Annotated in this window: 15 protein-coding genes; 6 read left to right on the forward strand and 9 right to left on the reverse strand. The window is 67.7% G+C overall.

Annotated features, from left to right (window positions below):
- Positions 1-5 precede the first annotated feature (5 nt).
- Together ACWFRF_RS31565 and ACWFRF_RS31570 are read left to right on the forward strand one after the other, a co-directional pair.
- Entirely contained in the window at positions 6-1,379 is a 1,374-nt protein-coding gene (locus ACWFRF_RS31565) for an FAD-binding oxidoreductase (RefSeq protein WP_378995436.1), read from the forward strand.
- A gap of 19 nt (positions 1,380-1,398) precedes the next feature.
- Positions 1,399-1,683, forward strand: coding sequence for a GNAT family N-acetyltransferase (locus tag ACWFRF_RS31570; protein ID WP_378995434.1), 285 nt, complete (start codon positions 1,399-1,401; stop codon positions 1,681-1,683).
- A 3-nt stretch (positions 1,684-1,686) separates the two neighbouring features.
- Here ACWFRF_RS31570 and ACWFRF_RS31575 read toward each other — a convergent pair whose 3' ends face one another.
- The 4 genes from ACWFRF_RS31575 to ACWFRF_RS31590 all read right to left on the reverse strand — a co-directional run bounded on the left by ACWFRF_RS31575 (position 1,687) and on the right by ACWFRF_RS31590 (position 4,894).
- Positions 1,687-2,124, reverse strand: a complete 438-nt coding sequence (locus ACWFRF_RS31575) for an SgcJ/EcaC family oxidoreductase (protein WP_452453768.1) — start codon at positions 2,122-2,124, stop codon at positions 1,687-1,689.
- 153 nt (positions 2,125-2,277) lie between these two features.
- Positions 2,278-3,438 carry an acyl-CoA dehydrogenase gene (locus tag ACWFRF_RS31580; RefSeq protein WP_067447997.1) on the reverse strand — a complete coding sequence of 387 codons (1,161 nt, stop codon included), beginning with the start codon at positions 3,436-3,438 and terminating at the stop codon, positions 2,278-2,280.
- Between the two features lie 170 nt (positions 3,439-3,608).
- Entirely contained in the window at positions 3,609-4,268 is a 660-nt protein-coding gene (locus ACWFRF_RS31585; protein WP_379313606.1) for a TetR family transcriptional regulator, read from the reverse strand.
- Between the two features lie 35 nt (positions 4,269-4,303).
- Positions 4,304-4,894: a TetR/AcrR family transcriptional regulator gene (locus ACWFRF_RS31590; RefSeq protein ID WP_379313607.1), complete on the reverse strand. Its 591-nt coding sequence runs from the start codon at positions 4,892-4,894 to the stop codon at positions 4,304-4,306.
- A gap of 196 nt (positions 4,895-5,090) precedes the next feature.
- Here ACWFRF_RS31590 and ACWFRF_RS31595 point away from each other — a divergent pair, with 196 nt between their 5' ends.
- Positions 5,091-5,918, forward strand: a complete 828-nt coding sequence (locus ACWFRF_RS31595; protein ID WP_452453771.1) for an alpha/beta fold hydrolase — start codon at positions 5,091-5,093, stop codon at positions 5,916-5,918.
- Positions 5,919-6,139: 221 nt separating this feature from the next.
- Positions 6,140-6,721 (forward strand): alpha/beta hydrolase, encoded by a 582-nt coding sequence (locus ACWFRF_RS31600; RefSeq protein WP_452453773.1) that lies wholly within the window; start codon positions 6,140-6,142, stop codon positions 6,719-6,721.
- Between the two features lie 201 nt (positions 6,722-6,922).
- On the opposite strand, the gene purE is transcribed toward ACWFRF_RS31600, so the two are convergent.
- Positions 6,923-7,432 carry a 5-(carboxyamino)imidazole ribonucleotide mutase gene (gene purE / locus ACWFRF_RS31605; protein ID WP_452453775.1) on the reverse strand — a complete coding sequence of 170 codons (510 nt, stop codon included), beginning with the start codon at positions 7,430-7,432 and terminating at the stop codon, positions 6,923-6,925.
- Positions 7,433-7,475: 43 nt separating this feature from the next.
- Positions 7,476-8,699 (reverse strand): 5-(carboxyamino)imidazole ribonucleotide synthase, encoded by a 1,224-nt coding sequence (locus tag ACWFRF_RS31610; RefSeq protein ID WP_452453777.1) that lies wholly within the window; start codon positions 8,697-8,699, stop codon positions 7,476-7,478.
- A 39-nt stretch (positions 8,700-8,738) separates the two neighbouring features.
- Between ACWFRF_RS31610 and ACWFRF_RS31615 the strand changes: the two genes are divergently transcribed.
- Complete coding sequence (locus ACWFRF_RS31615; protein ID WP_378995423.1) at positions 8,739-9,281, forward strand: GtrA family protein; 543 nt, start codon at positions 8,739-8,741, stop codon at positions 9,279-9,281.
- Position 9,282: 1 nt separating this feature from the next.
- Here ACWFRF_RS31615 and ACWFRF_RS31620 read toward each other — a convergent pair whose 3' ends face one another.
- From ACWFRF_RS31620 to ACWFRF_RS31630, 3 genes are read right to left on the reverse strand one after another with little or no spacing between them, the layout of a single operon-like run.
- A complete protein-coding gene (locus ACWFRF_RS31620) occupies positions 9,283-10,590 on the reverse strand; it encodes a sensor histidine kinase (RefSeq protein WP_378995421.1) in 1,308 nt (435 codons plus the stop codon).
- A 7-nt stretch (positions 10,591-10,597) separates the two neighbouring features.
- Complete coding sequence (locus ACWFRF_RS31625; RefSeq protein ID WP_056818039.1) at positions 10,598-11,296, reverse strand: response regulator transcription factor; 699 nt, start codon at positions 11,294-11,296, stop codon at positions 10,598-10,600.
- A 41-nt stretch (positions 11,297-11,337) separates the two neighbouring features.
- Positions 11,338-11,871, reverse strand: coding sequence for a PH domain-containing protein (locus tag ACWFRF_RS31630; protein WP_378635591.1), 534 nt, complete (start codon positions 11,869-11,871; stop codon positions 11,338-11,340).
- A 148-nt stretch (positions 11,872-12,019) separates the two neighbouring features.
- On the opposite strand from ACWFRF_RS31630, the gene ACWFRF_RS31635 reads away from it, so the two are divergent.
- Entirely contained in the window at positions 12,020-12,988 is a 969-nt protein-coding gene (locus ACWFRF_RS31635; protein WP_378995419.1) for an acyl-ACP desaturase, read from the forward strand.
- Positions 12,989-13,015 lie beyond the last annotated feature (27 nt).

The following is a 13,015-nucleotide window of genomic DNA, read 5'->3' on the forward strand; positions in this document are numbered from 1 at the left end:
AACAGGTGGACGAGCGCAGCGGTGACCTCGATTCGTTGATTTCGGCGTTGCCGGACGGGGCGGTCGTCATCGACCCCGATCTGCTGGCGGGCTACCGACAGGACTGGGCGCGCGATCCCGACGCCGGCACGCCGCTGGCGGTGGTGCGGGCGCGCGGTACCGCCGATGTCGCCGCCACGCTGCGGTGGGCGCACGCGAACAAGGTCCCGGTGGTGCCGCGCGGGGCCGGGACCGGCCTGTCCGGTGGGGCGACCGCGGTGGACGGCGGAATCGTGCTCAGCACCGAGCTGATGCGGGAGATCAGCGTCGACGCGGTGACCCGGATCGCGGTGGCGCAACCCGGACTGCTCAACGCCGAGGTGAAGCGGGCTGTCGCCGCGGAGGGGCTGTGGTATCCGCCGGACCCGTCCTCGTTCGAGATCTGCTCGATCGGCGGCAACGCGGCGACCAACGCGGGCGGGCTGTGCTGCGTGAAGTACGGCGTGACCACCGACTATGTGCTCGGCATGGAAGTGGTGCTGGCCGACGGGACCGTGGTGCGGCTCGGCGGGCCGCGACTCAAGGACTCGGCCGGGTTGTCGCTGACGAAACTGTTCGTCGGGAGCGAGGGCACGCTCGGCGTGATCACCGAACTCACCCTGCGCCTGTTGCCCGCACAGCCTCCGCAGTCGACCGTCGTGGCCAGTTTCGGCTCGCTCACCGCGGCGACCGACGCGATCCTGGCGATCACCTCGACCCTGCGCCCGGCCATGCTCGAATTCATGGACACCGTCGCGATCAACGCCGTCGAGGACGAGATGCGGATGGGGTTGGACCGCACCGCCGCCGCGCTGCTGGTCGCCCGCTCCGACGCCCCCGGCGAATTCGCCGCGCACGAAGCGCAAGTGATGGTGGGCCTGTGCGAGAAGGCCGGCGCGACGGAGGTTTTCCATACCGCCGATGCCACCGAAGGTGAGGCCTTCACCGCCGCACGACGATTCGCGATTCCCGCCGTGGAGAAGATCGGGCCGCTGCTGCTCGAAGACGTCGGCGTGCCGCTGCCCCGGCTCGGCGACCTGATCGCCGGCGTCACCGCCATCGGCGAACGCAACGACGTGCTCGTCTCGCTCATCGCGCACGCGGGCGACGGCAACACCCACCCGCTGATCGTGCACGACCCCACCGACCCCGACAACACCGCACGCGCCCACCGTGCCTTCGGCGAGATCATGGACCTGGCCATCGCCCTCGGCGGCACCATCACCGGCGAACACGGCGTCGGCCGCTTGAAAAAGGCCTGGCTGCCCGACCAGGTCGGCCCCGACGTCATGGCCCTGACCCGCCGCATCAAGGACGCACTCGACCCCGAAGGCATCCTCAACCCCGGCGCGGTCCTCTGACCGGGTTAGCATCCGAGGCATGACCACCAGGCTCGAGCACAACGTCGCCGACACCCGCTACGAGATCTACCACGACGATGTCCTCGCGGGATACGCCGACTACGCCGAACGCGAAGACCCCAGGGTTCGCGACTTCCACCACACCATGACGTTTCCGGAGTTCCGGGGCCGAGGAGTGGCGGCCGAAGTCGTCAAATACGGGCTCGACGACTCCCGCGAACACGGCTACCAGATCATCCCCACCTGCTGGTACGTCGAAAAATACATCGCCGAACATCCCGAATACGCCGACCTCGTCCCGTAACAGCTATCCGGCACTGCCCGCCACATTCGTGTTGTGTACCGAACTGACCCACCAGGTGTCGTTGTGTTCGGTGAAAACCCATGTGCCGCGGTTGGTTACCGAGAAACTCGGGGTGCGTAGTGTCTGCTCGACAGTGACGATCGCGTGCCCACCGGAAAGGAAGCGCGCGGCGAGAATCGTGTAATTCGCTTCGGCGTCCGGGCTGTTCCGCAGTGCGGTCCGGTGATAGGCATGCAATTCATCCCAGCTCAGAAAGACAGATCCCGCCGGATTGATGAAAGCCACATCGGCGGTGAAGACACTGTCGAAGGCGTCTGCGTCTTTTGCCGCGAGTGCGGCTTCGAGAGTTCCGAACACGCCGGTGATCGCGGCTAGTGCGACGTCCTGATCCTGGACGGCTACGGCAGCCTTCGGGCGTGCGCCAGGTGCATCAACAGTCATCGTCCCAACATACGTACGCCGTCTGCTCGCGGCCCGAATCCGCGTGCCCACACAGCAATCGACCGGGTGCTCCGGCCTACTCCTCGCAAACGGCCTGTAGACGGCCTGGACGAGGTGGCGTAGGCGATGTGGAACACCCGGTCGGTGCGGGAATCAGCCCTTGAGCAGGTTACGAGCCATCACCAGACGCTGGATCTGGTTGGTGCCCTCGTAGATCTGGGTGATCTTCGCGTCGCGCATCATGCGCTCGACCGGGAAGTCGGTGGTGTAGCCGGCGCCACCGAAGAGCTGGACGGCGTTGGTGGTGACCTCCATGGCCACGTCCGAGGCGAAGCACTTGGCGGCGGCGGAGATGAAGCCGAGGTTCTTCTCGCCACGCTCGGCGCGGGCGGCCGAGGTGTAGACCATCAGGCGGGCGGCCTCGATCTTCATGGCCATGTCGGCCAGCATGAACTCGGTGTTCTGGAAGCTGGCGATGGTCTTGCCGAACTGCTTGCGATCCTTGGTGTAGGCGATCGCGGCGTCGAGCGCGCCCTGGGCCAGGCCGACGGCCTGCGCGCCGATGGTCGGGCGGGTGTGGTCGAGGGTCTGCAGCGCGGTCTTGAAACCGGTGCCGGGTTCGCCGACGATGCGGTCGCCGGGGATGCGGCAGTTCTCGAAGTACAGCTCGGCGGTGGGCGAACCCTTGATGCCCAGCTTGTGCTCGAGCGGGCCGACCACGAAGCCCTCGTCGTCCTTGTGGACCAGGAACGAGGAGATGCCGTTGGCACCCTTGTCGGCGTCGGTCACCGCCATCACGGTGTACCAGGAAGACTTGCCGCCGTTGGTGATCCAGCACTTGGAGCCGTTGAGGATCCAGTCGTCGCCGTCGGCCTTGGCGCGGGTGCGCATGGCGGCGGCGTCGGAACCGGCCTCACGCTCGGACAGCGCGTAGGAGGCCATCTCGCCGTTGACGATGTCGGCCAGGACCTTGGTCTTGAGCTCTTCGGAGCCGTTGAGGATCAGGCCCATGGTGCCGAGCTTGTTCACGGCGGGAATCAGCGAGGACGAGCCACAGACGCGGGCGACTTCCTCGATCACGATACAAGTGGCGACCGAGTCGGCACCCTGGCCGCCGTAGGCCTCCGGCACGTGCACGGCGTTGAAGCCCGCGGCGTTCAGCGCGGTGAGCGCCTCCTCCGGGAAGCGGGCGTTGCCGTCGACGTCCTTGGCGTAAGGAGCGATTTCCTTCTCGGCGAGGCCGCGGATGGCGCCGCGCAGCTCGTCGTGGAAGTCCTCGAGCTTGAACAGATCGAAGTCGGGGTTACCAGCCATCGGGGGCACACTCCTGGTCGTGGTCGTGATCGCTGCGGTCTCACAGCGCGTGTGGCGTCGGCACGCAGTGCCAATCTACTGAGGATTATACGCGCGACACTCTATCGCTACATGCGGATATATGGGTGGCACTGAGTGTCACCGCTGAGCGCTTCGGCTCGGGGTGGCGCTCACAGGTTACCGAGGCGCGCGGTGAGTAGATCGGCCACCTTGCGTGGCGGCATGTCGCGGGGGAACACGGCGAGCACCAGGTCGTCGGACTCGCTCGGCGCCCTGCGCCCGCGCGGGATCATGGCCAGTTCAGTGCGCAGATCGGCGAGCGCAGCCCCCGATTCGCCGCGCACCATCCGCCGCAGCAAGTAGTTGTGCGTGGCGGTGACGGCGGCCGTGTACTGCACCCGGACCAGATCGGGCACCTCCGGCAACCGGCCGCGCAGGAACTCGGTGAACAGCCGCTCGTACCGGAACACCGTCACGATCTCGCGCTCGCGCAACGCGGGCACCCGCCGCACCACCTGATACCGCCGCGCCGCGATGTCGCGCCACTGCGTGAACCGCTCGAACACCCCGATCACGGCCTCGCACACCGCTTCCCACGGATCCCCGTCGACCCCTTCCAGGAATTCCTGCGCCGAGGCCAGCTGGAACTCGTGATCAGCGAAGATCACATCCTCTTTGGACCGGAACTGCCGAAAGAAGGTCCGCCGCGAGATCCCCGCCGCCACCGCGATCTCATCCACCGTCGTCGCCTCGTACCCCCGCTCGGCGAACAACCGCAACGCCTGATCAACCACCGTAAGCCGAAACTGCGCCGCATCATCGTGTGCCACGGGGAACAACCGTAGTCACTGCCGTGCGGCGCGATTCAGGCAGGCGAATGCGGCGGCACCGACTGCCCGGCGAATGCGGCGACCAGCCCGGCCATCCCACCGACGACCTGGTCGGGCGAGCCACCACTCGCGAGACGGCGCAACTGGAGGCCGACCAACGTTGCGACCGCCAGCGGCGCCGCCGATTCGGCGTCGGCGACACCGAGTGCGCGCAGGATCGACACGGCGAGGCGGTCGTAGATGTCGAAGAACTCAGCGGTCGCAGCATGCAGGGCCGGATATCTGGCGGCCTGAACGAAGAGTTCGAACCACGCGAGGTGGTCGCCGCCGAAGTCGGTATCGGTGACGATGCCGCCAAGGATCTCACCCGCCTGAGCCAGGTCGATCTCACCTGCGGCGGCGCGGTCGGCAAGCTGAGTGAACTTGACGGTCTCCGCGGCGACGAAGGCGGCCATTCCCGCTTCGACGAGGTCGCGTTGGGTCGAGAAATGGTAGGTGAGGGTGCCCAGCGAGATGCCCGCCTCGGTGGCGATCCGACGATTGGTCACCGCTGCCGCACCGTCGGCGCCCATGATCCGGACGACCGCCCGGATGATGCGCTCCCGAGTGGGCTCCGACTGTGACATGAGTCTCTCTTCCCGCGGCAACTCACGCCGCGCTATCGTTGATTCGTTCGTTCGAACGAACGATAGCAAAGGATCGGAGCATTCGATGGCCTCAGCCGTCCAGCCCACCCCCTTTCGGCAGGCGCGATTCCGGGATCTTCCCGCCAGCCCCGCCCGCCCGCATTCCTTTCTCCAGTTACCACCGATGGACCTGCCGATGAACTCGTCCGAGTACGGGCGGATTCGCATTCGATACCGCACCACCGGAACCGGGCCGCCATTGCTGCTCGTCCACGGACTGATGACCACGTCCTACTCGTGGCGATACGTCATGGCCGACCTCGGCGCACATTTTCGTGTGGTGGCGGTCGACTTGCCGGGCTGCGGCGGCAGTGACGCGCCCACGGGCGCCACATTCCGTTCCGCCGAGATCGGCGAATGGCTGGGCGAGTTCCAGCGCGCCCTCGGCATCGAAAGGTGTGCGGTGGTGGGCAATTCGCTCGGCGGGTTGCCGGTGCTGCACCGCGCGCTCACCGACGCCGATGCGTTCCGGAAGGTGGCGATCCTGCATTCGCCGCTACTGCCGGAAATCAAGCACCGCGCGCTCGCCGCCGCGCTGACGGTGCCCGGCGTTGCCACCGGGCTCGCGGCGTATGTGCGAAGACGGCCGTACCGGTGGGCACACCACCGCACGCACTATTTCGACGAAACCGTGAAGTCACTGGAGGAGGTGGGAGAATACGGTTCCCCGCTGGCGAGTGCCGCGGGCTCACGGGCCTTCGTTCGACATCTCCGTGACGGCCTGCGCCCCGACGACTTGGCCGCTCTCGGTCGCACACTCAGCGAACTGGACAGCTTCCCGGTACCGCTGCTCGCCGTCTACGGCACCGAACCCGATCCGATCGTGTCACCACGGGTAGCCGACACACTCGCGACCCACCTGCCGTCCGCGCGGATGGTGCGCGTCGACCGGACCTCCCACTTCGTTCAGGTCGACCGACCCGACGCGGTCGTCGACACCCTCGTCGAGTTCCTGCACCCTTGAAAGGACTGGGGCCATGGCTTCTTTCACGGACGAATCGGCCGATCGGATCCTGGATCTCACCCACGGTCGGGTGCGCGTGCGCATGGACGGACCGGGGGCGGCGCCACCGTTGCTGTTGATCCACGGCTCACCGTGCTCACTGGAGTGGTTCGATCAACTCGCCGCGCTGATGTGCGACAGCTTTCTCGTCGTGCGCGTCGACCTGCGCGAACCAGGTCGCGATGGTCACCGAAGTGCTCGACCGCCTTGGTATCGCCGAGATCGCCGCGGTAGCGCATTCCTTCGGCACCGATATTCCGATCGACCTGGCAGAGTCGGGGCGTGCGTGTGCTGTCGTACTGATCGATCAGGCACCCGACTTCCGCTGCGCGACTTACCCTCCCGGACTCATAACGGTATCCCGTCCCTCGCTGATCGCGATCGCGCAGCGGGCGCCGGCGTTCGCTGTTCGGCTCGGTTCGCGACAGGGTTTCGCGCCGGGGTTCCGGTATGCCTCGGTACCCGGATTCGCCGACGTCGTGGTGCGCGATTTCCGCGGCTTCACCCTGTCGGTGGGCCGGATCGCGCTGGTCGACCGCGCGCGGGAACTGGCCACCGACCCGCTCGACAAACGGATCCAGCGGCTGGGCGTCCCCGTGCTGGCGATCCATGGCCGCGAGGACCAGCTGTACGCCTGCGCACCGTCGATCGCCCGCTACTCCGCGGCGGGCGCGCGCACCGCGATCATCGAGAACGCCGGGCATTCTCCACATGTCGAAGCACCGCGAGCCGTGGCCGCCGTCCTGCGAGAGTTCCTCGGCTGATCGGTGCGGCGAACGTGCGCGGTGGTCAGCGCTATCGGCGTAGGCGTATCGCGGCAGCCGGCGAACGGGTCGATATCCTTCCGAATCGAGGTCCGAGAAGGGGTTCGCGGGCGATGACCCTTCCCAGCGCCGAATTCGACCCCACCCGTCGTCAACTCCGGCTTGCCGGTGTCGCCGCCATCGAGCGTCAGCTGCCCGGGTTCAGCCGCCGAGGAGTTTGGTGCGCAGGGCTTCGTCTTTGTCGAGGACCATTTTCTCGAGGCCGGCCTGGAACTGTTCCATGCGGGTGCGCAGGGAGTCGTCGGAGGTGCCGAGGATGCGGGCGGCCAGCAGGCCTGCGTTGCGCGCGCCGCCGATGGAGACGGTGGCTACCGGGACGCCTGCGGGCATTTGCACGATGGACAGGAGGGAGTCCATGCCGTCGAGGTATTTGAGGGGGACGGGGACACCGATGACGGGCAGGGGGGTGGCCGAGGCGACCATGCCGGGGAGATGGGCGGCGCCGCCCGCGCCCGCGATGATCACCTTCAGGCCGCGGCCCGCGGCCTCACGGGCGTAGTCGAGCATGCGCTGGGGGGTGCGGTGGGCGGAGACGACGCCTACTTCGAAGCGGATGCCGAATTCGGCGAGGGCCTCGGCGGCGGCTTCCATGGTGGGCCAGTCGGAGTCGCTGCCCATGATCAGGCCGACCTGGGGTCCGTTGGTGCTCACGTGGGTTCCTTAGGGGTCGAAAACTGTGGTGGCAGAAGTGGTGTCAGACGCCGTGCGGGTCCCAGCCGTCGGTCCAGACGGCGTGCGACATCCAGTGCGCCGCCCGCTCGGCCTTTTCCCTGACCTCGACGGCGTCGTCACCGAGGACGTTGAGGTGACCGATCTTGCGGTCGGGCCGTTCGCCCTTGCCGTAGAGGTGCACCTTGGCCTCGGGCAGGCGGGCGAACAGGTGGTGCAGGCGCTCGTCCATCGACATCTCGGGAGCCTCGGCCGCACCGAGGATGTTCGCCATCACCGTCACCGGGGCGAGCGGCGTCGTATCACCGAGCGGGTAGTCCAGGACCGCGCGCAGGTGCTGCTCGAACTGGCCGGTGCAGGCACCGTCCATGCCCCAGTGGCCCGAGTTGTGCGGGCGCATCGCGAGCTCGTTCACCAGGAGCTCGCCGTCGTGGGTCTCGAACAGCTCGACAGCCATGACGCCCACCACACCCAGACCCGCGGCGAGCTCCAGCGCCATGGTCTCGGCGCGCGCGGCGAGGTCCTCGTCCAGACCCTGGGCGGGGGCGATCACCACGGCGCACTGACCGTTGCGCTGCACGGTCTCCACGACCGGCCAGGTCGCGGCCTGCCCGAACGGCGACCGCGCGACCATCGCCGACAGTTCCCGCTTCAACGAGACCTTCGACTCGGCCAGCAACTGCACACCGTGCGCGAGCTGGTCGGTGACCAACCGGGTGGCCTCGGCCGCGTCGGCGGGCATCCACACGCCACGACCGTCGTACCCGCCGCGCACGGCCTTCAGCACGAACGGCCAGCCGTGCTCGTCACCGAAGGCCACCGCGTCCGCGGGCGCGGCGACCTCGACGAACGCCGGAACCGGCAGACCCAGCGCGGACAGCTTCGTGCGCATGGCCAGCTTGTCCTGGGCGAAGATCAGTGCCTGCGGCGGCGGCGCCACGTTCACGCCCTCGGCGACCAGCACGTCGAGGTGCTCGGTCGGCACGTGCTCGTGATCGAAGGTGAGCGCGTGCGAACCGCGCGCTGCCTTTCGCAGCGCGGACAGGTCGTCGTGGCTGCCGAGCACGACGTCGGGGGTGACCTGGGCGGCGGGGTCGTCCGGCCGCTCGGCGAGCACCCGTAGACGCTGGCCCAGGGCTACCGCGGCCTGGTGCGTCATACGCGCGAGCTGACCCCCACCGACCATCGTGACGGTGGGCATGGCTGACGGATCGAATGAACGTGCACTCACGTCGTGCAATGTTGTCATGTCGAATGCGAATGTTTGCGACCGGTACACTCAGAACTCGTGTCAATCGTCGACGACGTGGTCAGCGTCCTTCCCCCGCGCCTGCGAGAAATCGCGATCAGGCATAAAGAGCTGATCAAATTCGCCCTCGTCGGCGCCACGACGTTCGTGATCGACAGCGGCCTGTACTACCTCCTGAAATGGACGATTCTCGCCGACAAGCCGCTCACCGCCAAGATCATCTCGGGCGTGGTGGCGGTGATCGCTTCCTACATCCTCAACCGAGAATGGTCGTTCAAGAATCGGGGCGGCCGGGAGAAGCATCACGAGGCGCTGCTGTTCTTCGCGGTGAGCGGGATCGGGGTGGTCCTGGCCAATATCCCGCTGTGGATCTCGATCTACGGGCTCGATCTGCGCGAACCCCATGTGAGCTTCGTCGTCGCGAACGTGGCCGATTTCTTCAGCGCGTTCATCATCGGCAACCTGCTGCAGATGGCGTTCCGTTTCTGGGCGATGCGGCGCTGGGTGTTCCCCGACGAGATCGACGAGATCGTGGCCGAGTTCGAGGAACTGGTCGAAGAAGAGCACCTCGGCCGAGCCTGAGTCAGCGCGGCTCGGTCAGGGTCGCGTTCTGCGGGCGGTTGAGCTTGGAACCCAGGAACACCGCGAACAGGGCCGGACGGCGACGCTGCAGCTCGAGCCGGCCGCCGTCGGCCTCGACCAGCGCGCGGGCCAGCGCCAGACCGACACCGGTCGACCCGCCCGCGGAGAATCCACGATCGAAGATGTGGGGCGCCAGTTCGTCGCGCACACCCTCGCCCTCGTCGGACACCTCCACGCAGATCAGCGGGTCGCGAGAGCTCATCGTCGGGACCGTGCGCACCGAGATCGTGCAGGTGCCGCCGCCGTGCATCAGCGCATTGTCGACCAGCACCGCGACCGCCTCGCGCAGCCGCGAACCGGTGATCGGGGCCTGGAGGGACTCGTCGCCGAGCAGCAGCAGTTCGCGCCCGGTCTCGTGGAACGGGTGGGTCCACTCGGTGACGACACCGCGCAGTTCCGCCATCACCGGCACCGGATCGCGGTCGGTGGCGTCTTCGTCGCGGGAGGCGCGGACCAGGTCGTCGATGGCGTCGGTGAGCCGGTCGACCTGCGCCATCGCCTCCTCGGCCTCGTGCACCACCTCGGGGTCGGCGTGGGTGGACAACTCGTCCAGGCGCAGGCGAACAGCGGTCAGGCGGCTGCGTAGCTGGTGGGAAACGTCGGCCACCAGCGCGTGCTCGCGTTGCAGGCGGCCGGCGATCTCGACGGTCGCCGAATCGAGCACATCGGAGACCCGGTCCAGTTCGGCGATGCCGTGGCGGCGCGGATCGGGCCGGAAGTCACCCATCGCCAGCCGGGCCGCCCTGGCGGCCACGTCGCGCAGCGGGTCGGCGACGCGGCGCGCGGTCACCACCGCGACCGAGAACGCCGCACCCAGCGAGGCGAGCACGGCCAGCGCCACCGCGGCCACCGCCTGCTCCTGCCGGGAATGCATCGGCCCGGCGGGCACCTCGAGCCGCAGCGAACCGGACGTGCCCATCGACAGCGATTCGACCAGCGGATCCGCCACCTCCGCGACGCCGATATCGGTGCGCGCGGCATTGTCGTGCGGGGCCGGATAGACGATGGTGAGCTTGCCGCCCTCGGGGACCAGCGCGCTCATGGCGCGCACGTCGAGACCGTCGTGGACGGTCCCGTCGACCCGTTCCTGGGCGATCACCTCGGTCGAGATCCGATCGAGGCGACTCTGCAGATCGTTGCGGGTGATGTCTTCGACCCACAGCCACGCGGTGTAGATCAGCGGCACGCCGAGCACCACCGTGGTGATGGTCAGCACGGTCAGGATCGAGCGCAGGATGCGACGGCGCACTGCGGCGTCAGCCTCGGTGCGAGGTGGGGCCGTCGGTATTGAGCCGGAACCCCACACCGCGCACGGTGACGATGCGACGCTCCGCCATCGGGCCCTCGTCGCCGATCTTGCGACGCAACCAGGACATGTGCATGTCGAGCGTCTTGGAGCCGCGCAGGTCGGCGTCGCCCCAGACCTCGCGCAGGATGGTCTCGCGCGCCACCACCTGGCCTGCCCGGTCGATGAGGACCTTGAGCAGCTCGTACTCCTTGTTGGCCAGGTTCACCTCGGCCCCGTTGACCAGCACCCGCCGCGCCGCGGGTTCGAGCCGGATCGCGCCGACCTCCACCGCGTCGTCCCCGATTCCGCTGCGCCGCAACAGGGCTCGGACGCGGGCGAGGAGTTCGGCCAGCCGGAACGGTTTGCCCACGTAGTCGTCGGCGCCCGCGTCGAGGCCGACGACGAAGTCGACCTCGTCGGTGCGGGCGGTGAGCATCAGCACGGCCAGATCGGCCCCGCTCGCACGCACCTGCCGACACACCTCGAGCCCGTCCATGCCGGGCAGGCCCAGATCGAGGATCAGCAGGTCGTGGTTGCCCTCGAGGGCGCGGCGCAACACCGCCGGGCCGAAGCGTTCGACGGTGACGGTGTAGCCCTCACGCCCCAGTGCACGCGACAGGGGTGCGGCGATCGCCTCGTCGTCTTCGGCCAGCAGAACAGCGGTCATCTGCACAGGTTAAATGTTTCTGATCAGCGAGGACGGGCAGCTCACCGGTAGCCGCCGCCCCAGTGCTGCTCGTTGGCGGACCGTCCCGCCTCGAAGACCTGGTGGTAGAGCAGCGAATGGACCTGCTGGACCTGGGGCACGTCGTCGTACTCGAGCGGCTCCTCCGAGGAGGAGCCGATGATCAGGGTGCCGGTGCCGAGCGCCCGGTCGAGCAGACCGTGGCGGAACTGCACACTGGAGATCCGGCTGAGCGGGATATCGATGCCGGTATGGGTGAGCACGCCCTGGCGCACCAGCACCCGCCGACCGGTGACGATGAAATGCGTCGACTTCCAGGCGATCACGCGCGCGACGACCCGCCACGCGACCAGCCCGAGCCAGGCCAGCCCGATCAGGATCAGCAACACCGTGCGCACGTGACCGGTGGTGTTGCGCCAGGCCAGGCCGCCGAGGAATCCGGCGATCGCGGTCACGACGATGAGAGTGACGATGGGCCACACCAACATCTTCCAGTGTGGGTGGCGGTGCAGGATCAACTGCTCGTCGGGCGCGAGGACATCCTCCGGGTAACCCATGACCGAACAGTACCGCGCTGGGACGTCGGGTTCTGCGACAGTCGCACCGCATTTCTCGATGCCACGGCCGAGGCGATACTGTGGATTACACGCTAGATGCCAGGTTTTGCCCTTATCTGCTTGCTCGATACCGACAGTGGAGGCACGCGTGACCGAAGATCTGACTCAGCTCGAAATCCTCACGGCCCTCGAACCAGTGGCCGAACAGAACCTCAACCGGCACCTTTCCATCGCCAAGGACTGGAATCCGCACGATTACGTGCCGTGGGAGGAAGGCCGCAATTTCGCCGCGATGGGCGGAAGCGATTGGGAGCCATCACAATCCAGGCTCACCGATGTCGCCAAGGCGGCGATGATCACCAATCTGCTCACCGAGGACAACCTGCCGTCCTACCACCGCGAGATCGCCGAGAACTTCTCCCTCGACGGCGCGTGGGGCACCTGGGTGGGCCGCTGGACCGCCGAGGAGAACCGCCACGGCATCGTGATCCGCGACTACCTCGTCGTCACCCGCGGCGTCGACCCGGTGGCGCTGGAGGAAGCGCGGATGGTCCACATGACCCAGGGCGCGCACGCACCGGCGAACTGGGGTGGATTCCTGGTCAACGTCGCGTATGTGACGTTCCAGGAGCTGGCCACCCGGGTGAGCCACCGCAATACCGGTCGGGTCTGCGACGACCCGATCGCCGACAAGATGCTGGCCCGCGTCGCCACCGACGAGAACCTGCACATGATCTTCTACCGCAACCTGTGCGCGGCGGCGCTCGACCTGGCCCCCGACCAGGCGATGCCCGCGATCACCAAGGTGCTCACCAATTTCCAGATGCCGGGCGCGGGCATGCCCAACTGGCGGCGCAACGGCGTGCTGATGGCCAAGCACGGCATCTACGACCTGCGCCAGCACCTCGACGAGGTGGTGCGGCCGGTGCTCAAGCAGTGGAACGTCTTCGACCGCAACGACTTCGGTGCGCGCGGTGAGACAGCGCGCGATGAACTCGCGCTGTTCATCGACAAGCTGGAGAAGGACGTGCTGCGGTTCGAGGAGCAGCGCGACCGGCTGCTGGCGCGCGAGCGCGAGGTGGCCGAGCGCGCGACCGCGGGTGCGGCCGCACACTGATCCGTCTCGGCGACGGGCCCGGCTCCG

The sequence above is a fragment of the Nocardia sp. NPDC055165 genome (assembly GCF_053606985.1).